The organism is Streptomyces drozdowiczii, from assembly GCF_026167665.1.
Classification (GTDB): Bacteria; Actinomycetota; Actinomycetes; order Streptomycetales; family Streptomycetaceae; genus Streptomyces; species Streptomyces drozdowiczii_A.
This window is the reverse complement of the sequence record NZ_CP098740.1, coordinates 881391-901221: the sequence shown is the minus strand read 5'-3', so window position 1 is coordinate 901221 and position 19831 is coordinate 881391. Positions and strand designations below refer to the sequence as shown.

17 protein-coding genes are annotated in these 19831 nt (G+C 73.0%); 11 read left to right on the top strand and 6 right to left on the bottom strand.

Features of this window, described 5'->3' with window-relative positions; genetic code table 11:
- The first annotated feature begins 18 nt into the window (after window positions 1-18).
- Window positions 19-2310 (top strand): protein translocase subunit SecD, encoded by a 2292-nt coding sequence (gene secD, locus NEH16_RS04055; protein WP_265539267.1) that lies wholly within the window; start codon window positions 19-21, stop codon window positions 2308-2310.
- Between the two features lie 51 nt (window positions 2311-2361).
- On the opposite strand, the gene NEH16_RS04050 is transcribed toward secD, so the two are convergent.
- Entirely contained in the window at window positions 2362-3171 is an 810-nt protein-coding gene (locus NEH16_RS04050) for a helix-turn-helix domain-containing protein (protein WP_265539265.1), read from the bottom strand.
- 63 nt (window positions 3172-3234) lie between these two features.
- Here NEH16_RS04050 and NEH16_RS04045 point away from each other — a divergent pair, with 63 nt between their 5' ends.
- Window positions 3235-3540, top strand: a complete 306-nt coding sequence (locus NEH16_RS04045; protein WP_073965807.1) for a 4a-hydroxytetrahydrobiopterin dehydratase — start codon at window positions 3235-3237, stop codon at window positions 3538-3540.
- A gap of 4 nt (window positions 3541-3544) precedes the next feature.
- On the opposite strand, the gene NEH16_RS04040 is transcribed toward NEH16_RS04045, so the two are convergent.
- Window positions 3545-4507: a LysR family transcriptional regulator gene (locus tag NEH16_RS04040; RefSeq protein ID WP_265539263.1), complete on the bottom strand. Its 963-nt coding sequence runs from the start codon at window positions 4505-4507 to the stop codon at window positions 3545-3547.
- A gap of 102 nt (window positions 4508-4609) precedes the next feature.
- Here NEH16_RS04040 and NEH16_RS04035 point away from each other — a divergent pair, with 102 nt between their 5' ends.
- On the top strand, window positions 4610-5350 hold the full coding sequence (locus tag NEH16_RS04035; protein WP_265539262.1) for a class I SAM-dependent methyltransferase: 741 nt from the start codon (window positions 4610-4612) through the stop codon (window positions 5348-5350).
- Between the two features lie 71 nt (window positions 5351-5421).
- Window positions 5422-6357, top strand: coding sequence for a class I SAM-dependent methyltransferase (locus tag NEH16_RS04030; protein ID WP_265539260.1), 936 nt, complete (start codon window positions 5422-5424; stop codon window positions 6355-6357).
- Window positions 6358-6432: 75 nt separating this feature from the next.
- Here the strand turns inward: NEH16_RS04030 and NEH16_RS04025 are convergent, their stop codons facing one another.
- The 3 genes from NEH16_RS04025 to NEH16_RS04015 form a co-directional block, all read right to left on the bottom strand.
- Window positions 6433-7269: an aldo/keto reductase gene (locus tag NEH16_RS04025; protein WP_265539258.1), complete on the bottom strand. Its 837-nt coding sequence runs from the start codon at window positions 7267-7269 to the stop codon at window positions 6433-6435.
- Window positions 7270-7360: 91 nt separating this feature from the next.
- The gene (locus NEH16_RS04020; protein WP_265539257.1) at window positions 7361-9160 is read right to left on the bottom strand and encodes an AMP-dependent synthetase/ligase; all 1800 of its coding nucleotides are present in this window, start codon (window positions 9158-9160) and stop codon (window positions 7361-7363) included.
- Between the two features lie 309 nt (window positions 9161-9469).
- Window positions 9470-10363: a LysR family transcriptional regulator gene (locus NEH16_RS04015; protein WP_265539255.1), complete on the bottom strand. Its 894-nt coding sequence runs from the start codon at window positions 10361-10363 to the stop codon at window positions 9470-9472.
- Window positions 10364-10488: 125 nt separating this feature from the next.
- On the opposite strand from NEH16_RS04015, the gene NEH16_RS04010 reads away from it, so the two are divergent.
- Entirely contained in the window at window positions 10489-11502 is a 1014-nt protein-coding gene (locus tag NEH16_RS04010) for a bile acid:sodium symporter family protein (protein ID WP_265539253.1), read from the top strand.
- On the opposite strand, the gene fdhD is transcribed toward NEH16_RS04010, so the two are convergent.
- The gene (gene fdhD, locus NEH16_RS04005; RefSeq protein ID WP_265539251.1) at window positions 11463-12335 is read right to left on the bottom strand and encodes a formate dehydrogenase accessory sulfurtransferase FdhD; all 873 of its coding nucleotides are present in this window, start codon (window positions 12333-12335) and stop codon (window positions 11463-11465) included. The genes NEH16_RS04010 and fdhD overlap by 40 nt on opposite strands.
- Before the next feature lie 236 nt (window positions 12336-12571).
- On the opposite strand from fdhD, the gene NEH16_RS04000 reads away from it, so the two are divergent.
- The 6 genes from NEH16_RS04000 (at window position 12572) to NEH16_RS03975 (ending at window position 19827) form a co-directional block, all read left to right on the top strand.
- On the top strand, window positions 12572-13522 hold the full coding sequence (locus NEH16_RS04000; RefSeq protein WP_073965798.1) for a beta-ketoacyl-ACP synthase III: 951 nt from the start codon (window positions 12572-12574) through the stop codon (window positions 13520-13522).
- A gap of 137 nt (window positions 13523-13659) precedes the next feature.
- Window positions 13660-14841: an ROK family protein gene (locus NEH16_RS03995; protein WP_265539249.1), complete on the top strand. Its 1182-nt coding sequence runs from the start codon at window positions 13660-13662 to the stop codon at window positions 14839-14841.
- A 64-nt stretch (window positions 14842-14905) separates the two neighbouring features.
- The gene (locus tag NEH16_RS03990) at window positions 14906-16432 is read left to right on the top strand and encodes a sugar ABC transporter ATP-binding protein (protein WP_265539247.1); all 1527 of its coding nucleotides are present in this window, start codon (window positions 14906-14908) and stop codon (window positions 16430-16432) included.
- The gene (locus NEH16_RS03985) at window positions 16429-17463 is read left to right on the top strand and encodes an ABC transporter permease (protein ID WP_265539245.1); all 1035 of its coding nucleotides are present in this window, start codon (window positions 16429-16431) and stop codon (window positions 17461-17463) included. Before NEH16_RS03990 ends, NEH16_RS03985 begins: the two co-directional genes overlap by 4 nt.
- A gap of 61 nt (window positions 17464-17524) precedes the next feature.
- Entirely contained in the window at window positions 17525-18565 is a 1041-nt protein-coding gene (locus NEH16_RS03980) for a substrate-binding domain-containing protein (RefSeq protein WP_265539242.1), read from the top strand.
- A gap of 50 nt (window positions 18566-18615) precedes the next feature.
- Window positions 18616-19827 carry a Gfo/Idh/MocA family protein gene (locus NEH16_RS03975; RefSeq protein WP_265539240.1) on the top strand — a complete coding sequence of 404 codons (1212 nt, stop codon included), beginning with the start codon at window positions 18616-18618 and terminating at the stop codon, window positions 19825-19827.
- Window positions 19828-19831: the final 4 nt, after the last annotated feature.

Here is a 19831-nt window from a genome sequence, read left to right as displayed (position 1 = left end):
CCTCGGAGGAAACCCGCAATGACGCGCGCCACCACGGTGCGGGCGGTTCTGGCTGCGGCCGTGCTGCTCGTCTCCGTGCTCATCACGCTGACCATGTCGCCCAGACTCGGCCTGGATCTCCAGGGCGGCACCCGCATGGTGCTCCAGGCCCAGGACTCCGACACCGCGAAGGCCGACCGCGAGAGCACCGACCGCACCCTGGAGGTGCTGCGGCGGCGCATCGACTCGCTCGGGGTGACCGAGCCGGTCCTCACCCGGTCCGGCGAGGACCGGATCATCGTGGAGCTGCCGGACGTCCAGGACCCCCGCAAGGCCGCCGCGGTCATCGGCAAGACCGCCCAGCTGACCTTCCACGCCGTCCGGGGCGTGGGCGAACCCGCCGGGGACGGCAAGGGGCTGACCCTCCCCGACGAGCAGGGCCGCGAACTGGCCCTCGGGCCCGTCGCGCTCTCCGGCGCCGGGGTCAAGGAGGCGACCGCCTCGTTCGACGCCCAGCAGGGCGCGGGCTGGACCGTGTCCCTCGACTTCCACAAGGACGCCGGCCGGGACTGGACCCGGCTGACCGGCGAGGCGGCCTGCCACCCGGTGCAGGACGAGCGGCGCCGGGTCGCCATCGTGCTCGACAAGCGGGTGATCTCCTCGCCCCAGGTCTCGCCGACCGTCTCCTGCGGTTCGGGCCTGCCCTCCGGCTCCACCCAGATCACCGGCTCGTTCAGCGCGGACGAGGCCCGCGAACTCGCCCTGCTGATCGAGGGCGGCGCCCTGCCCGTGCCCGTCGAGATCGTGGAGCAGCGGACGGTCGGGCCGACGCTCGGCGCCGCCGCGATCGACGCCAGCGCGCGGGCTGCCCTGATCGGCGCCGCGGCCACCGCCCTGTTCATCATCGTGATCTACCGCCTGTTCGGCGCCCTCGCCGCCGTGGCGCTGGCGGCGTACGGAGTCATCTCGTACGCCGCCCTCGTCGCCCTCGGCGTCACGCTGACCCTGCCCGGGCTCGCCGGTTTCGTGCTGGCGATCGGCATGGCCGTCGACGCGAACGTGCTGGTATTCGAACGGGCCCGGGAGGAGTACGCCGGGCGGCCCGGAAAGAGCCTGCGGGCCTCGCTCGCCGCCGGGTTCAAGGGCGCCTGGACGGCCGTCGCCGACTCCAACGTGACGACGCTCATCGCGGCCGGGCTGCTGTTCTTCCTCGGCTCCGGACCGGTCAAGGGGTTCGGGGTCACGCTCGCCATCGGCGTCCTCGCCTCGATGTTCTCCGCGCTGGTCGTCGCCCGCGCCCTCACCGAGATCGCGGCGCACTCGCGGTTCGTCGCGGACTACCGGGGCGTCAACGGCATCGCGATCCCGGGCCGGGTGCGGACCTGGCTCACCCGGCGCGACCCGCAGCCGATGCGCTCCCCGCGCCGCTGGCTGACGGTCTCCGCCGTCCTCGTCGCGGTGGCCGTCGCGGGCATCCTGGTGCGCGGGGTCAATCTGGGCGTCGAGTTCACCGGCGGCCGGCTGGTCGAGTACTCCACCAGCCGCCCCGTGGACGTCGAGACCGCGCGTACCGCACTCGCGGGCGCCGGGTTCGAGGACGCCGAGGTCACCACGGCCGGGGCGGGCGACATCTCCGTGCGCACCGGGGAACTCGACAACGACGGCGAACACGCGCTGCGGGCCGCCCTGGCCGCCGAGGGCGGCGAGACCACCAAGGTCCGCGACGAACTGATCGGCCCCAGCCTCGGCGACGAACTGCGGCGCAACGCGCTGATCGCCCTGGCCATCGCCGTATGCGTGCAACTGGCCTATCTGGCGATCCGGTTCCGCTGGACGTTCGCCGTCGCCTCGGTCGGGGCGCTCGTGCACGATGTGATCATCCTGATCGGGGTCTTCGCCTGGCTGGGACGCACCGTGGACGGCATCTTCCTGGCGGCGCTCCTCACCGTCATCGGGTACTCCGTCAACGACTCGGTCGTCGTCTTCGACCGGGTGCGGGAGCTGTGGGCGAGAGCCCGCCGCACCCCCCTCGCGGAGGTGGCCAACCGGGCGGTGCTGCAAACCGTGCCCCGGACGGTGAACACCGGGATGGGCGCGCTGTTCATCCTCACCGCCCTCGCCGTCCTCGGCGGCGACTCGCTGGAGGACTTCGCGCTCGCCCTGCTGATCGGCATCGTCGTCGGGACGTACTCCTCGGTGATGACCGCCGTACCGGCCGCGCTGCTGCTGGAACGGGCCGGCAAGGTCCCGCCGCCCACCCGCACCCGGACCCCGCGCGCCCGGCAGCGCGCCGGGCGCCGCGACCCGTACGACAACGGGGCGCGGGTGTAACGCGTACGGGCCCGTGTCACCGGAACCGGCGGACACGGGCCCGGTCCGCCCTCAGGGCACCAGCGAGCGCAGATAGGCGGAGGTGTCCGCGTCGGCCGGGAGCAGCGTCTCGATGGCCAGCTCGGCCACCGTCACGTCCATCGGCGTGTTGAACGTGGCGATCGAGGCGACGAACGACAGCACCTGCCCCGCGTGCTCGATGACCAGCGGCAGGGCGAACGGCACCGACGACGAGGGCGGCTGCCAGTCCTGGTCCCCGCCGGGCCCCACCGGCAGCGGATAGCCCGCCACCTCCTCGTACAGCGCGCGCAGCTCCGGCGAACGGACCAGCGCGATCCGGCGCTCCATCTGCGCGAGGAGGTCCGCCCGCCACGCGCGGAGGTTCCGGATGCGCGGGGCCAGGCCCTCCGGGTGCAGGGTGAGCCGCATCGCGTTCAGCGGCGGGGCCAGGAGGTGTTCCGGGACGCCGTCCAGCAGCCGGGTCATCCCCTGATTGGCCGCCACCACGGTGTACGTCCCGTCCACGACGAACGCCGGATACGGGTCGTAGCCCCGCAGCAGCCGGTCGAGGCCGTCCCGGAGCGCCCCCAGCGCCGGGTCGTCGAGCGCGGTCTCCGCGTACTGCGGGGCGTAACCCGCCATCACCAGCAGGGCGTTGCGCTCCCGTACCGGTACGTCCAGGTGCTCGGCGAGCCTCAGCACCATCTCCTCGCTGGGGCGCGAGCGGCCCGTTTCGATGAACGAGATGTGCCGCGCCGAGGAGCCGGCCCGCAGTGCGAGCTCCAGCTGACTGACCCGGCGCCGCTCCCGCCAGCTGCGCAGCAGCGGCCCTACCCCCGTGTCGGGCGCGACAGTTGTCATACGGAGACCGTAACGTCACCGGCACCGCCGACCGGCATCGACCACCAGTGAGGGAGCCGCCCCATGCCCGCCGCACCGCTGCCGCGGAACGAGATCGAGGACCGGCTGCGCGAGCTGCCCGGCTGGTCGCTGGAGGGGGACCGGATCGGCCGCACCTACCGGCTGCCCTCGCACTTCGCCGCCGCCGCGCTCGCGATGCACGTCGCCGCGATCCAGGACGAGCTGAACCACCACAGCGATCTGACGCTCGGCTACAACACCGTCGCCCTGTGGGTGAACTCGCACGACGCGGGCGGCAAGGTCACCGAGAAGGATCTCGGCCTCGCCGCCCGGGTCGCGGCGGTGGCACCCGGCCACGGGGCGGAGTAGCCCCTCACACCGGGGCACCGAACCCGGGGTGGGTGGCGAGCCAGCGCGTGTAGCTCTCGCTGCGCTCCACCGCCTGGGCGTACGCCGCCCGGGTGTGCCCGCTCACCGCACCGGCCGCCGCCGACGCGGCGGCCGAGCGGGGATGCCAGCCCAGCAGATGGCGCCAGCTGAGCGGCGCCCCGGCGACCGGCAGCGTCACCACCCCCGGCGTCGGCGGGAACGTCGCCCGGCAGAGCCCCACCGCGCGCCCCACCTGGACGAGATGGACGACCGACGAGGTGTCCGTCTCGTACACCGACACCGGGCGGAAGCCGGCCCGCGCGCACGCCGCCACGAAGCAGTCCGCGAAACAGCCGTCGCCCGGCACGTCCGCCCAGCACTCCTCCGCCAGCTCGGACAGCTCCAACTCGCCCCGGCCGGACAGCGGATGGGTCTCCGGCAGCATCACGAAGACCGGATCGACGCCGACGACCTGCCACTCCAGCCGGTCCGCGTCCGGCGGGGCGCTCTCGCCGCAGGTCCCGATGAGCGCGAAGTCGAGCCGTCCGTCCACCAGTTGGGATGCGATCTCGGCCACCGACCAGGAGGTGTACGTGGACACCGGCGCCGCCGGGTGGGCGGTGGCCAGCCGGTCCACCAGGCCGCCGAGCAGCGGGCCGTGCGTGCCGCCCAGCCGGAACCGCTCCATGGACCCCATCGCGTTGGCGAACCGGACGGCCTCCTCCTGGAGTTCGCTGACGGCGGGCAGCACGATCCGGGCCCGCTCCAGGACCAGTTCGCCCAGCGGCGTCACCCGCGCGCCCGTGTGGTCGCGGTCGAACAGCGGGCCGCCGAGCGCCTTCTCGATCCGCCGCAGCTGTGCGCTGAGCGCGGGCTGCGCGAGGCCCAGCGCGGTGGCGGCCTTGGTCAGGCTGCCCGTGTCGGCGATGGCACGTACGGTTCGCAGATGGCGCAACTCCAGCTCCATCAGCGCACGTTATGGCCCCCGTAGCCGCACGGCAATACGTCGGTGGTTCAGACCTCTGGATCGCGCCCGCGGTCGGCGGTCATGGCCTAGAGTCGCCTTCCGATGCTGGATTACAACGAAGAGGCCAAGGTCTACGACGCCACGCGCGGCGGGCTGCCGCGCGCCGAGGCGGCGGCCACCGCCGTGCTGGGCCTGGTACCGGACACGGCGCGCACCCTGCTCGACATCGGCTGCGGTACGGGGCTGGTCACCGGCCGCATCGCCGCCGGCCGCCCCGGGCTGCGGGTGACCGGGTCCGACGCCGCGCACGGCATGGCCGTCGTCGCCCGGCAGCGCGTCGGCGCCGTCGTGCTCGCCGACGCCCGCCGACTGCCGCTGCCCGACGCGGCGGTGGACGCGGTCAGCGCCGTCTGGCTGCTGCATCTGCTGCGCGAACCGGGCACGGTCCCGGCGGTGGTGGCCGAGGCGGCGCGTGTGCTGCGGCCGGGCGGGGTGTTCGTCACCACCGTCGACAAGGACGCCGCGCACGACGTGGGCAGCGACATCGACGAGGCGTTCGCCCCGTATCTGGCGCCGACCCCGGCCGACGGTACGGACCTGGTCGTCGCCCATGCGGCGGCGGGCGGCCTCGAAGTGGTGGGGGACGCGTTCTTCACCGGACACGGGCAGGGCCGGTCACCGGTGAGCGCGGCACGCGCGGTCCGCCGGGGCTACTACGCCTCCCGCCTGGTCCTGCCGGGAGACGCCGCCGAACAGCTCGTCCGGGTCCTGGCCGCCCTGCCGGACCAGGAGCGCGGGCGCGCCGACCCGGAGTACCGGCTGCTGGCCTTCCGGCGCGGGTAGCCCGACCCGGGCGGCTTGCCGGAACGGCAAGGAAGTTTGCCCATGCGGCGGGGTGCGGTGACCCTGGTGCCATGAGCAACCACTCCGGCCACGGCCACCACCACGACGGCCACCAGGGCCTGCACCACGAGCCCTCCGCGCACGGGCACCACCACGGCGGGTCCGAACCCGACTGGGACGTCATGGCCCCGCTCCTGGAGCGCAACGCCGAGCTGAGCAGCGCGCAGTACACCGAGGCGGCCCGCTGGATCGCCGCCCTGCCCACCGCCCCGAAGGTCCGCCGGGTCCTCGACGTCGGCGCCGGACCCGGGGTGGTCGCCTGCCTGCTCGCCGAGGTCTTCCCGGACGCCGAGGTCGTCGCCGTCGACGGCACCCCCGCCCTCCTCGACCGCACCCGGGACCGGGCGCGCCGGCTCGGGCTCGACGGCCGCGTCACCACCCTGCACGCCACCCTCCCCGACGAGCTGTCCGCCCTGGGCGAGGCCGACCTGATCTGGGCCGGGAACACCCTGCACCACATGGGCGACCAGCGCGCCGTGCTCGCCGGATTCGGCGGGCTGCTGCGCCCCGGCGGCACCGTCGCCCTGGTCGAGGGCGGGCTCCAGGCCCGGCAGCTGCCGCGCGACCTGGGCTTCGGCAGGCCCGGGATCGAGGCCCGGATGGAGGCCGCCGAGGCGGAACTCTTCCAGGAGATGCGCGCGGAGCTGCCCGACGCCCGGCGCGAGGTCGAGAACTGGGCCGCCCTCTTCGACGCGGCCGGCCTCACCCCGCAGGGCACCCGCAGCTTCCTGCTCGACCTGCCCGCGCCCCTCGGCGACGCGGCCCGCGAACAGGTGGTCGCCGACTTCACCCGCCGCAGCGGCGGGCTGCGCGACCGCCTGGACGCCGAGGACCTCGCCGTGCTCGACCGGCTCCTGGACCCCGAGGACCCGGCGTCCCTCTACCGCCGCCCGGACGTCTTCCTGCTCCTGGCCCGCACCCTCCACCTGGGCCGGCGCGACGCCTGAGCCGTCCCCGTAACGACGAAACCGCCGCCCCGGCTCGCGTACGAGCGGGGCGGCGGTTCCGTAGGACCGCGGCGATCAGGCGCCGACGTTGAACTCGCCCGGGTTCGGGCCGAGCCGCTTGCCCTCGTCCAGCGCCGCGAAGGCGGCCAGGTCGTCGGCGTCCAGCTCGAAGTCGAACACGTCGATGTTCTCCGCGATCCGCGACGGCGTCACGGACTTCGGGATCACCACGTTGCCCGTCTGGAGATGCCAGCGCAGCACCGCCTGGGCGGGCGTGCGGTTGTGCTTGCGGGCGACCGCGAGAACCGTCGGGACCTCAAGGAGGCCCTTGCCGGAACCGAGCGGCGACCACGCCTCGGTGAGGATGCCGTGCTTGGCGTGCAGGGCGCGGGACTCGGCCTGCTGGAGCTGCGGGTGCAGCTCGATCTGGTTGAGCACCGGCACCACGGAGGTCTCACCGAGCAGCCGCTCCAGGTGCTCCGGGAGGAAGTTCGACACACCGATGGCCTTCGCGCGGCCGTCGGCGTAGATCTTCTCGAACGCCCGGTAGGTGTCGACGTACGCGTCCTTGGCGGGCACCGGCCAGTGGATCAGATACAGGTCGACGTAGTCGAGGCCCAGCTTCTCCAGCGAGGCGTCGAAGGCGCGCAGCGTCGAGTCGTAGCCCTGCTCGCTGTTCCACAGCTTGGTGGTCACGAACAGCTCGTCGCGGGCGACGCCGGAGGCGGCGATGGCCTTGCCCGTACCCGTCTCGTTCTGGTAGATCGCGGCGGTGTCGATGCTGCGGTACCCGGACTCGATGGCGGTGGCGACCGCCTTCGTCGCCTCGTCGTCCGGCACCTGCCAGACTCCGAACCCGAGCTGGGGCATCTCGACGCCGTTGTTGAGGGTGAGGGAGGGGACCTGGCTCACGAGCTGAGGATCCTAACGTTGAGGGGTGGGACTCCCAGGGTCAACGATCAAGAACGCCCACGCATTCCCGAGGGTCCGTCCCGATGTCCGCTCAGCGGTACAGCGCGTCCACCTCGGTCTCGTACGCCGCCTCGATCGCCTTGCGCTTCAGCTTCAGCGACGGGGTGAGCAGCCCGTGCTGCTCGCTGAACTGGTGCGCCAGGATGCGGAACGTACGGATGGACTCCGCCTGCGAGACCGCGGTGTTCGCCGCCACCACGGCCCGGCGCACCTCCATCTCCAGGTCCGGGTCGCGGACCAGCTCGCCCGGGGCCAGCTGCTGCCGCCCCTGCATCGTCAGCCAGTGCTCCACGGCCTCCTGGTCGACGGTGACCAGCGCCGCCACATAGGGCCGGTCGTTGCCGACGACGATGCACTGGGCCACCAGCGGATGGGCCCGCACCCGTTCCTCCAGGGCGGCCGGCGACACGCTCTTGCCGCCGGACGTCACCAGGATCTCCTTCTTCCGGCCGGTGATCGTCAGATAGCCGTCCTCGTCCAGCGAGCCCAGGTCCCCGGTGGCCAGCCAGCCGTCGTTGAGCACCGCGTCGGTCGCCTTCGGGTCGCCGAGGTACCCGCCGAAGACATGGCTCCCGTGCACCCACACCTCCCCGTCCTCCGCGATGTGCACCGTGCTGCCGGGGATCGGCTGCCCGACCGTGCCGTACCGGGTGCGCTCCGGCGGATTCGCGGTGGCCGCCGCCGTCGTCTCGGTCAGCCCGTACCCCTCGTACACGGTGACCCCGGCGCCCGCGAAGAACAGGCCGAGGCTGCGCTCCATGCCCGAGCCGCCGGACATGGCGTGCCGGATGCGGCCGCCCATCGCCTCGCGGACCTTCTTGTACACGACCTTGTCGAAGAACTGGTGCTGCATCCGCAGCCCGGCCGACGGTCCCGGGCCGGTGCCGAAGGCCCGGGCCTCCATCGCCTCCGCGTACTTCACGGCGATGTCCACGGCCTTGTCGAACGGCCCCGCCCTGCCCTCGGCCTCCGCCTTGCGCCGGGCCGCGTTGAAGACCTTCTCGAAGATGTACGGCACCGCCAGGATGAACGTCGGCCGGAACGAGACGAGGTCCGGCATCAGGGCCTTCGCGGACAGCTCGGGCTGGTGCCCCAGCTTGACCCGGCCCCGGATCGCGGTGACCTCCACCATCCGCCCGAAGACGTGCGCCAGCGGCAGGAAGAGCAGCGTCACCGCCTCGTCGCCCGGTCTGGAGTGGAAGACCGACTCCCAGCGCGAGGCCATGGTGTCGGCCTCGAACATGAAGTTGGCGTGCGTGAGGACACAGCCCTTGGGGCGGCCCGTGGTGCCCGAGGTGTAGATGACGGTCGCCACCGACTCCGGGGTCACCGCCCGCCGGTGCCGGTGCACCACCTCGTCCTCGACGTGCGCACCCGCCTCGACCAGCTCCGCCACCGCGCCGGCGTCCAGCTGCCAGAGCCGCTTCAGCTGCGGCAGGCGGTCGATGACCGAGGCCACCGTCATCGCGTGGTCCTCGTGCTCCACCATCACCGCCGACACCTCGGCGTCGTGCAGCATCCACAGCACCTGCTCGGCGGACGACGTCGGGTAGACCGGCACCGACTGGGCGCCCACCGCCCACAGCGCGAAGTCGAACAGCGTCCACTCGTAGCGCGTACGCGACATCAGGGCGACCCGGTCACCGAACCGCACCCCGTGCGCGATCAGCCCCTTGGCCAGGGCGAGCACCTCGTCGCGGAACGCGGCCGACGTCACGTCCTGCCACTTGCCGTCCGCGTCCTTCCGGCCGAGCGCGACCCGGTGCGGCTCCTCGTCGGCATGGTCGAACACGACGTCGGCGAGGCCGCCCACGAGGGGCGCGGCCGCCATGGGTGGGACAGTGAATTCGCGCAATGACCTGCTCCTTGGGGTGCTCCGCACAGCGCCGCGACGCTACCCCACCGGGCGTCGGCGCGGGAGGGTCCGGAACGGCCCGTACCCCTTGGTATATGCACAGGTCAGGGGCCGAAATCCGGCCAAGTGGGCAAGGCTCGGGCGCGCTTCTGACCGTGGAGTAAGCAGCTCGGGCGGGAATCTCCACCGAATCTGTACGCCGCGATCACTGCCGGTGGGGGGCGGCCGCGTCCCGGTTCGGCGGACCTGCCGCGTCCCCGCCATTCTCCCCCGCGCGGAGCCGAGTCATGCCGGTTCCCGCCCACGAACCCCGCCCGCCGGCCGGATCAGCCGGTCGCCGCCCGCCAGGATCGCCGTCGCCAACGCGTCCGCCGCCTGCTGGGCCCCGCCCCGGCGCCTGCCGTGCAGCAGGACGAAGTCCACCGCGCCCAGCTCCGGCAGCCCCGCGCGGGCGGGCACCGGCTCCAGGCCGGGCGGCACCAGGCCCCGGGTGTGCGCCATCACGCCGAGCCCCGCGTGGGCCGCCGCCACCAGACCGCTGAGGCTGCCGCTCGTGCACGCGATCCGCCAGGAGCGGCCCTGCTCCTCCAGCACCTCCAGGGCCCGCGCCCGGGTGATGCCCGGCGGCGGGAAGACGACCAGCGGCACCGGACGGTCCGGGTCGAGCCGGAGCCCCGGGGCGCCGATCCAGACCAGGGCGTCCTGCCACACCAGCTGCCCGTGGGTGTCCCCGGCCCGCCGCTTGGCCAGCACCAGGTCCAGACGGCCCGCCTCCAGCTGCCGGTGCAGGGTCCCCGACAGCTCCACGGTCAGCTCCAGCTCGACCTCCGGATGGTCGCGCCGGAACGTCTGGAGGATCTCCGGCAGCCGGGTCTGCACGAAGTCCTCCGAGGCGCCGAACCGCAGCCGCCCGCGCAGCCGCGTCCCGGTGAAGTACGCCGACGCCCGCTCGTGCGCCTCCAGGATCGTCCGGGCGAAGCCGAGCATCGCCTCCCCGTCCGCCGTGAGATCGACGCGGTGGGTGTCCCGGGCGAAGAGCTGCCGCCCGGTCGCGTCCTCCAGCCGCCGCACATGCTGGCTCACCGTGGACTGCCGCACCCCGAGGCGGCGGGCGGCGGCGGTGAAGGACAAGGTCTGGGCGACGGCCAGGAAGGTGCGCAGCTGCGCGGGGTCGTACATGCCGGGCAGGCTATCGCGGATCGTGATGACAGTCAGAGCGGTGTACGGGTTTCCCGATCGGAGGGCGTCCGAGCAGGATGGTTCCCGGGCACGCCCCGACCCCGATCGAGAGAAACGTGGAGCACATGAGCCGCCGCCGCATCCCGCAGCCGCCGTCCTGGCTGCCGGTCGACCCGTACATAGCGGCGCTGATCGGCACCGTCCTCCTCGCGGCGCTGCTGCCGGCCTCCGGTGGCGCCGCCGAGGTGGCCGGCGGTGCCTCCACCGGCGCGGTCGCGCTCCTCTTCTTCCTCTACGGGGCGCGCCTGTCCACGGCCGAGGCGCTGGACGGGCTGCGCCACTGGCGGCTCCACCTCACGGTCCTGGCCTGCACCTTCGTCGTCTTCCCGCTGCTGGGTCTGGCGAGCGCGGGCCTCGTGCCGTACGTCCTGTCGCCGCAGTTGCAGAGCGGCTTCCTCTTCCTGTGCCTCGTCCCCTCGACCATCCAGTCCTCGATCGCGTTCACCTCGATCGCCCGGGGCAATGTCCCCGCCGCGATCTGCGCGGGGTCCTTCTCCTCGATCGCCGGGATCTTCCTCACCCCGGTCCTCGCCGCCGCGCTGCTCGGCGGCGACGGGGGCGGGTTCTCCGGCGACGCCCTGCTCAAGATCGGCGCCCAGCTGCTGCTGCCGTTCGCCCTGGGCCAGCTGCTGCGCCGCCGCGTCGGGGGATTCGTCGCCCGCCACCGCAAGGTCGTCGGACTGGTCGACCGGGGCTCGATCCTGCTCGTCGTCTACACCGCGTTCAGCGAGGGCATGGTCGCCGGCATCTGGGGCCAGGTGACCCCGGCCCGGCTCGGCGCGCTCCTCGCCGCCGAGGCGGTGCTGCTCGCGCTGATGCTCACGGTGACCTGGTACGGCGCGAAGCGCCTCGGCTTCGGCCGCGCCGACCGCGTCGCGATCCAGTTCGCCGGCTCCAAGAAGAGCCTGGCCTCCGGGCTGCCCATGGCCAGCGTCCTCTTCGGCGCGCAGGCGAGCCTGGCGGTGCTGCCGCTGATGCTCTTCCACCAGATGCAGCTCATGGTCTGCGCGGTGATCGCCAAGCGGCGCTCCCGCGACGCTCAGGACACGGCGTCGCCGGAGGCCGTACCGGTGGGCTGACCCGCGTCCAGCGCGATGCGGTGCTCTCCCGCGTACACGTTCATCGAGGGACCCCGCAGGAAGCCGACCAGGGTCAGGCCCGTCTCGGCCGCCAGGTCCACGGCGAGGGACGAGGGCGCCGAGACGGCCGCCAGCACCGGTATCCCGGCCATCACCGCCTTCTGCGCCAGCTCGAACGAGGCCCGCCCCGACACCAGCAGGACCGACCGGGACAGCGGCAGCCGCCCGTCCGTCAGCGCCCGGCCCACCAGCTTGTCGACCGCGTTGTGCCGCCCGACGTCCTCCCGTACGTCCATCAGCTCGCCGGTCTCCGAGAACAGCGCCGCCGCGTGCAGGCCCCCGGTCCGGTCGAAGACCCGCTGGGCGGCCCGCAGCCGGTCCGGCAGCCCGGCCAGCAGCGAGGGGGCCAGCAGCAGCGGGGGAGCGTCGGCGACCGGATGCCGCGTCGTGGTGCGGACGGCGTCCAGACTGGCCTTGCCGCACAGCCCGCAGGACGACGTGGTGTAGACGTTGCGCTCCAGCGTGATGTCGGGGACCTCGACGCCCGGTGCGAGCCCCACGTCCACCACGTTGTACGTGTTGGCCCCGTCGGCGGTCGCGCCCGCGCAGTACACGATCGACCGCACATCGCCCTGGCCGCCGATGACGCCCTCGCTCACCAGGAAACCCGCCGCCAGCGCGAAGTCGTCGCCCGGGGTGCGCATGGTGATGGCCAGCGGCTTCCCGTTCAGCCGGATCTCCAGGGGCTCCTCGGCGACGAGGGTGTCGGGGCGGGTGGAGACGGCCCCGTCCCGGATGCGGATGGTGCGGCGGCGCTCGGTGACCCGTCCCATGACCGTTGGACCTGATTTCTGTAGGTGAGGGGGCCTCGGTGCGCCCCGCCGCCGCCATTCTCCCGCACCGGCTCCACGGCGTCGCAACCGGAGGGCCGGGTCCCGGATCACCGGGGGCTGCTGACGAGCCCTCCAAGCCGGGGCCGGGAATCCTGTGGGATCACCTGCCCCCGTACCGGGCGGTAGCGACCAAGACTGGTTGGTTCCTGACAGATGGAGCGAGGGGACCCTGCTTTATGACCGGCTCACGCGTCGTGGCGCTCGGCCACTACCAGCCCGCCAAGGTGCTCACCAACCACGATCTGGCGGCCATGGTCGACACCAGTGACGAGTGGATCACCAGCCGCGTCGGCATCAGGACCCGCCACATCGGCGGCCCCGACGAGCCGGTGGACGAACTGGCCGCGCACGCGGCGGCCAAGGCCCTCGCCTCGGCCGGGCTCCAGCCGTCCGACATCGACCTCGTGCTGGTCGCCACCTCCACCGCCATCGACCGCTCCCCGAGCATGTCGGCCCGGGTCGCCGCCCGCCTCGGCATGACGGCGCCCGCGGTCATGGACATCAACGTGGTGTGCTCCGGATTCACCCACGCTCTCGCCACCGCCGACCACGCGCTGCGGGCCGGAGCCGCCACCCGCGCCCTGGTCATCGGCGCCGACAAGATGGGCGACATCGTCGACTGGACCGACCGTTCCAGCTGTGTGCTGATGGGGGACGGGGCCGGTGCGGCCGTCGTCGTCGCCGACCCGCCGGGTGCGGAGCGTCCCGGGATCGGACCGGTGCTGTGGGGGTCGGTCCCCGGCATGGGGGACGCCGTCCGCATCGAGGGGACGCCGCCGCGCTTCGCGCAGGAGGGCCAGTCCGTGTACCGCTGGGCCACCACCCAGCTGCCCCCCATCGCCCGCAAGGTGTGCGAGAAGGCGGGCCTCACCCCGGAGGACCTGGCCGCGGTCGTCCTCCACCAGGCCAACCTGCGGATCATCGAGCCGGTCGCCCGGAAGATCGGCGCGGTCAACGCCGTCGTCGCGCGCGACGTGGTCGACTCCGGCAACACCTCCGCCGCCTCCATCCCCATGGCCCTGTCCAAGCTGGTCGAACGCGGCGAGATCCCCAGCGGCGCCCCGGTCCTCCTCTTCGGCTTCGGCGGCAACCTCAGCTACGCGGGACAGGTGATCAGCTGCCCGTAGCGGCGCTCTTTGTCCTCGGAGTGGAGAAAGTTCGCCGGATTCCTGCGCGACTTCTTCCCACTCCCGGCAACCGCTGCTACGTTCCCCTCCCAAGCCCGACGGACAGGCCGACGAGGCGGGAGGGGCGCGTGAGACGTATGACGGCACGACCCGCGAACGCCCACCAGGCGCGACTGCTCAAGCTGTTGCGCGACGGTGGGCCCAACTCCCGGGCGAAGCTGGGCGATCAGGTCGACCTCTCGCGGTCCAAACTGGCCGTCGAGGTCGACCGGCTGCTGGAGACCGGACTCGTCGTCGCCGACGGGCTCGCCGCATCCCGGGGCGGACGCCGCTCGCACAACATCAGGCTCGCCCCGCACCTGCGCTTCCTCGGCGTCGACATCGGCGCCACCTCCGTCGACGTGGCGGTCACCAACGCGGAGCTGGAGGTCCTGGGCCACCTCAACCACCCCATGGACGTACGCGAAGGACCCGTCGCGGTCTTCGAACAGGTGCTGTCCCTGGCGGCGAAGCTCCGGGACTCCGGCCTCGCCGACAGCTTCGACGGCGCCGGGATCGGCGTCCCCGGACCGGTCCGCTTCCCCGAGGGCGTCCCCGTCGCACCCCCGATCATGCCCGGCTGGGACGGCTTCCCGGTCCGCGAGGCACTCAGCCAGGAGCTGGGCTGCCCGGTCATGGTCGACAACGACGTGAACCTGATGGCCCTGGGGGAGCAGCAGGCGGGCGTCGCCCGTTCCGTGGGCGACTTCCTCTGCGTCAAGATCGGTACGGGCATCGGCTGCGGCATCGTCGTCGGGGGCACCGTCCACCGGGGCGCGACGGGCAGCGCCGGCGACATCGGGCACATCCAGGTCGAACCCGGCGGCCGGCTCTGCGCCTGCGGCAACAAGGGCTGCCTGGAAGCCCACTTCAGCGGCGCCGCGCTCGCCCGGGACGCCGAGGACGCGGCCCGCGCCGGACGGTCCGAGGAACTCGCGGCCCGCCTGGAGGCGTCCGGCCGGCTCACCGCCGCGGACGTGGCCGCCGCCGCGGCCGCCGGGGACGCCGCCTCGCTCCTCCTGATCCGCGAGGGCGGCAATCGCGTCGGCCAGGTCATCGCGGGCCTCGTCAGCTTCTTCAACCCCGCCCTGGTGGTGATCGGCGGCGGGGTGACCGGACTCGGCCACACCCTGCTGGCCGCCGTCCGGGCCCAGGTCTACCGGCGCTCCCTGCCGCTGGCCACCGGCAACCTACCCATCGTCCTGGGCGAGCTGGGACCCGCCGCCGGAGTCACCGGCGCGGCCAGGCTCATCAGCGACCACCTCTTCTCACCCGCCTGACCCGCCCGCCGCCCCGAGCGGCCGGCCCCACACACCCACACCTCGTCCGCCGAGGGGATTCGTCATGGCTCCGCAACCACCGCTGCTCACCATGTCCGGCATCACCAAGTCCTTCCCCGGTGTCCGCGCCCTGGACGGCGTCGACCTGGAGGTCCAGGCCGGCGAAGTGCACTGCCTCCTCGGCCAGAACGGGGCCGGCAAGTCCACCCTCATCAAGGTCCTGGCCGGCGCCCACCAGCCCGACGACGGCGAGATCAGCTGGCGCGGCGCACCCGCCGAACTCAAGTCGCCCATGGCCGCCATGCGCCTCGGCATCGCCACCATCTACCAGGAACTCGACCTGGTCCGGGGCCTGTCGGTGGCCGAGAACATCTTCCTGGGCCACGAGTTCACCAGCGCCGGCTTCGTCGTCCGCTCCCGCCGCGCCCGCACCGAGGCGGCGGCCCTGCTGGTCCGGCTCGGTCACCCGGAGATCGACCCGGCCCGGCCGGTCGGCGAACTCTCCGCCGCCCAGCAGCAGATCGTGTCCATGGCCCGGGCGCTCTCGCACGACGTACGCCTCATCGTGATGGACGAGCCGTCCGCCGCGCTCGACCCCGACGAGGTCGGCAACCTCTTCCGGATCATCGCCTCGCTCACCGCCGAGGGCGTCGCCGTCGTCTACATCTCGCACCGGCTGGAGGAGATCCGCCGCATCGGGGACCGGGTGACGGTGCTCAAGGACGGCCGGGCCGTCGCCGCCGGGCTGCCCGCCGAGACCACCCCGACGCACGACATCGTGGCCCTGATGACGGGCCGCAAGGTGGAGTACGTCTTCCCGCCCCGCACCCCGCCGCCCGCCGGACGCGCCGAGGCCGCCCCCGTCCTCACCGTCGAAGGGCTCGCCAGGGAAGGGGAGTTCGCCCCGGTCGACCTGGAGGTCCGGCCCGGGGAGATCGTCGGCCTCGCCGGGCTCGTCGGCTCCGGGCGCTCCGAGATCCTGGAGACGGTCTACGGCGCCCGCCGGGCCACCGCGGGGCGGGTCACCGTCGACGGGAAGGCGCTGCGGCCCGGGAGCGTGCGCTCCGCCGTCGCCGCCGGCATCGGCCTCGCCCCCGAGGAGCGCAAGGCCCAGGCCCTGCTGATGCTCGAATCCGTCACCCGCAACGTCTCCCTGTCCACCATGTCCCGTTACTCCAGGGCCGGTTGGCTGGACCGCATCGCGGAGCGCAGGGCGGCGGGCGAGGCCACCCGGACCCTGTCGCTGCACCCCGACAACCCGGACACCCCCGTCCGCAACCTCTCCGGCGGCAACCAGCAGAAGGCGGTCCTGGCCCGCTGGCTGCTGCGCGGCTGCCGGGTGCTGCTGCTGGACGAACCGACCCGCGGCGTCGACGTCGGCGCCCGGGCCGAGCTCTACGCCGTGATCCGCCGGCTGGCCGACGAAGGGCTGGCCGTGCTGCTCGTCTCCAGCGAAGTGCCCGAAGTCCTGGGCCTCGCCGACCGGGTGCTCGTCCTGCGCGAAGGGCGCGTGGTGCACAGCGCCGACGCCACGGAGCTGGACGAGCACCGCGTACTCGACCTCGTGATGGAAGGGAGCCCGACGTCATGACCCACCCCGTTCCCACGGCGCGGCAGAGCGGGCCGGACCAGGCCCCCGCCCCCGTGGCCCTGAAGAAGCCAGGACCCCCGCGCGCCCTCGGACTGCGCCTGGACCTGCACACCCTGTCCCTGCTCGGCATCCTCGCCGTGCTGGTGGCGGTCGGCGGATTCACCGAACCCGACGCCTTCCTGGACACCGGCAACCTCCAACTCGTCCTGACCCAGGCGTCGGTGATCGGAGTCGTCACCGTCGGCGTAACCTTCGTCATCACCTCGGGCGGCATCGACCTCTCGGTCGGCGCGATGGTCGCCCTGGCCTCCGTCTGGGCGAGCACGGTCGCCACCCAGGAGTACGGGCTCGCGGGCATCCTGTTCACCGCCGTGCTCGTCGGCCTCGGCGCCGGACTGGTCAACGGGGTGCTCATCGCGTACGGGAGGGTGGTGCCGTTCATCGCGACGCTGGCCATGCTCGCCTCGGCGCGCGGGGTCGCGCTCATGATCACCGACGGCAAGACGCAGATCGTCACCGTCGACGCGGTCCTGGACCTGGGGCTGCCCGACTCCTACGTCCTCGGCATCCCGCCGCTCGTCCTGATCTTCGCCGCGGTCACCGTCGCCGGCTGGCTGCTGCTGAACCGTACGACCTTCGGCCGCCGCACCGTCGCCATCGGCGGCAACGCCGAAGCGGCCCGGCTCGCCGGCATCGACGTCCGCAGGCAGCGGCTCTACCTCTACCTGCTGTCCGGGCTGTGCTGCGGCATCGCGGCCTTCATGCTGATCGTCCTCTCCGGCTCCGGCCAGAACACCGCGGGCAACCTCTACGAACTCGACGCCATCGCCGCCGCGATCATCGGCGGCACCCTCCTCAGCGGCGGACGCGGCACCATCACCGGCTCCGTACTCGGCGTCCTGATCTTCACCACGATCACCAACATCTTCGCGCTCAACAACCTCCAGAGCGACGTCCAGCAGATCGCCAAGGGCGCGATCATCGTCGCCGCCGTCCTCGTGCAGAGCCGCACCGCCCGCACCGAGACCTGAACCACCCGGCCCGTCCACCCCCCGCCGCACACCCACCCACCGGATGAAGGGTTCCACAGCCATGCCGCAAACCAGTCGCAGAGGGCTCCTGTTCGGCACCGCAGCCGTCTCCGCCGGCGCCCTCCTCACCGCCTGCACCAGCAACGACCCCAAGGAGAAGGACGCACCCGCGCAGAGCGGGGCGCCCGCCGCCGACGACAAGCCGGGCAAGCCCGTCACCATCGGCTTCGCCGGACCCCAGGCCGACCACGGCTGGCTCAACGCCATCAACGAGCAGGCCAGGTCCCGCGCGAAGAAGTACTCCGAGGTCACCCTGGAGACCACCGAGGGCTCCAACGACACCGCCGCCCAGATCGGCCAGGTCAAGACCCTCATCAACAAGAAGGTCGACGTCCTGGTCGTCCTGCCCGCCGACGGCAAGGCCCTCACCCAGGTCGGCCTGGAGGCCATGCGCGCGGGCATCCCCGTCATCAACCTGGACCGCGTCTTCGCCTCCCCGCAGGCGTACCGCTGCTGGGTCGGCGGCGACAACTACGGCATGGGCCTCAACGCCGGCACCTACATCGGCGAACAGCTCAAGGACAGGAAGAGCGCCAAGGTCGTCGAGCTGGCCGGGATCGACAACCTGGAACTCACCAAACAGCGCAGCAAGGGCTTCGCCGACGCACTGAAGAACTACCCCAACATCGAACTGGTGGCCCGTCAGGCGGCGGAATTCACCGTGGAGTCGGGCCAGGCGAAGATGGCGCAGCTCCTCCAGGCGCAGAAGAAGTTCGACGCCCTCTGGAACCACGACGACGACCAGGGCGTGGGCGCCCTGCGTGCGATCCAGCAGGCCGGGCGCGACGAGTTCCTGATGGTCGGCGGCGCCGGGGCCAAGTCCGCCATGGACGCCATCAAGGCCGACAACAGCGTCCTCAAGGCCACCGTCCTCTACCCGCCGACCATGGCCGCCTCCGCCATCGACCTGGCCCGCGCCCTCGGTCAGTCCAAGGGGGTGTCCGGCCTCTCCGAGCTGGAGATCCCCACCAGCCTCACCCTGTACTCCGCCGTCGTCACCAAGGACAACGTCGACCAGTACCTGCCGACGGGCTTCAACTGACCCGCCCCGCGACCGTACGTGCCGCACCACCGACGAGGAGGAAGCCCCGGATGGCCCAGAGGGATCAGACGCAGCAGGAGACGGCAGCGCCGCCGACGCTCGGGATCGGCATGGTCGGATACGCGTTCATGGGCGCCGCCCACTCCCAGGGGTGGCGCACCGCCGGACACGTCTTCGACCTGCCGATGCGGCCCGCCCTCGCCGCGGTCTGCGGACGCGACCGCGCCGCGGTCGAGGCCGCGGCCGGCCGGCACGGCTGGGCCGCAGCCGAGACCGACTGGCGCGCCCTGATCGCCCGCGACGACGTGCACCTGGTCGACATCTGCACCCCCGGCGACAGCCACGCGGAGATCGCCGTCGCCGCCCTGGAGGCCGGCAAGCACGTCCTCTGCGAGAAGCCGCTCGCCAACACCGTGGCCGAGGCGGAGGCCATGGCGGCGGCGGCCCGGCGCGCCGCCGCCCGGGGCCGGTCGGCTTTCGTCGGCTTCAACTACCGCCGGGTGCCCGCCCTCGCCCACGCCCGCCGGCTCATCGGGGACGGCCGCCTCGGCGCCCTGCGCCATGTGCGCGCCGTCTACCTCCAGGACTGGCTGACCGACCCCGCGTCGCCGCTCACCTGGCGCCTGGACAAGGACCGCGCGGGCTCCGGCGCGCTCGGCGACCTCGGTGCGCACGTCGTGGACCTCGCGCAGTACCTCGCGGGCGAGCCGCTGGTCGCGGTGTCGGCGCTGACCGAGACCTTTGTACGCGAACGCCCCCGGCCCGCCGGACCGTCCGGGGGCCTCGGCGGCGGGGCGGCGGCCGGTGGCACCGGCCCGGTCACCGTGGACGACGCCGCCGCCTTCACCGGCCGGCTCGCCTCCGGCGCCCTGGCGTCCTTCGAGGTGACCCGGATGGCGGCCGGCCGCAAGAACGCCCTGCGCCTGGAGATCAACGGGGAGCGCGGCTCGCTCGCATTCGACCTGGAGCGCCTCAACGAACTGTCCTTCCACGACCACACCGAACCCGCCGCCACGGCCGGATTCCGGCGCGTCCTCGTCACCGAGCCCGAGCACCCGTACCTGGAGGCGTGGTGGCCGCCGGGCCACACCCTCGGCTACGAGCACACCTTCGTCCACCAGGCCCGGGACGTGGTGTGCGCCATCGCCGGAGGCACCCCGGACGTACCGACGTTCGCGGACGGCCTCCAGGTGCAGCGGGTGCTGGCCGCGGTGGAGGAGAGCGCCGCGAAGAACTCCGTCCTCACCCCCGTGACCCTCTAGGAGG

Excerpts from the sequence above, each read along its gene's own strand:
- NEH16_RS04010 (WP_265539253.1), top strand. The coding sequence starts at position 10,489 with ATGAGCCGCCGCCGCATCCCGCAGCCGCCGTCCTGGCTGCCGGTCGAC.
- fdhD (WP_265539251.1), bottom strand. The coding sequence starts at position 12,335 with ATGGGACGGGTCACCGAGCGCCGCCGCACCATCCGCATCCGGGACGGG.
- secD (WP_265539267.1), top strand. The coding sequence starts at position 19 with ATGACGCGCGCCACCACGGTGCGGGCGGTTCTGGCTGCGGCCGTGCTG.
- NEH16_RS04040 (WP_265539263.1), bottom strand. The coding sequence starts at position 4,507 with ATGGAGCTGGAGTTGCGCCATCTGCGAACCGTACGTGCCATCGCCGAC.
- NEH16_RS04045 (WP_073965807.1), top strand. The coding sequence starts at position 3,235 with ATGCCCGCCGCACCGCTGCCGCGGAACGAGATCGAGGACCGGCTGCGC.
- NEH16_RS04020 (WP_265539257.1), bottom strand. The coding sequence starts at position 9,160 with ATGGCGGCCGCGCCCCTCGTGGGCGGCCTCGCCGACGTCGTGTTCGAC.
- NEH16_RS03985 (WP_265539245.1), top strand. The coding sequence starts at position 16,429 with ATGACCCACCCCGTTCCCACGGCGCGGCAGAGCGGGCCGGACCAGGCC.
- NEH16_RS03975 (WP_265539240.1), top strand. The coding sequence starts at position 18,616 with ATGGCCCAGAGGGATCAGACGCAGCAGGAGACGGCAGCGCCGCCGACG.
- NEH16_RS04000 (WP_073965798.1), top strand. The coding sequence starts at position 12,572 with ATGACCGGCTCACGCGTCGTGGCGCTCGGCCACTACCAGCCCGCCAAG.
- NEH16_RS03980 (WP_265539242.1), top strand. The coding sequence starts at position 17,525 with ATGCCGCAAACCAGTCGCAGAGGGCTCCTGTTCGGCACCGCAGCCGTC.
- NEH16_RS04030 (WP_265539260.1), top strand. The coding sequence starts at position 5,422 with ATGAGCAACCACTCCGGCCACGGCCACCACCACGACGGCCACCAGGGC.
- NEH16_RS03990 (WP_265539247.1), top strand. The coding sequence starts at position 14,906 with ATGGCTCCGCAACCACCGCTGCTCACCATGTCCGGCATCACCAAGTCC.
- NEH16_RS04050 (WP_265539265.1), bottom strand. The coding sequence starts at position 3,171 with ATGACAACTGTCGCGCCCGACACGGGGGTAGGGCCGCTGCTGCGCAGC.
- NEH16_RS03995 (WP_265539249.1), top strand. The coding sequence starts at position 13,660 with ATGACGGCACGACCCGCGAACGCCCACCAGGCGCGACTGCTCAAGCTG.
- NEH16_RS04015 (WP_265539255.1), bottom strand. The coding sequence starts at position 10,363 with ATGTACGACCCCGCGCAGCTGCGCACCTTCCTGGCCGTCGCCCAGACC.
- NEH16_RS04035 (WP_265539262.1), top strand. The coding sequence starts at position 4,610 with ATGCTGGATTACAACGAAGAGGCCAAGGTCTACGACGCCACGCGCGGC.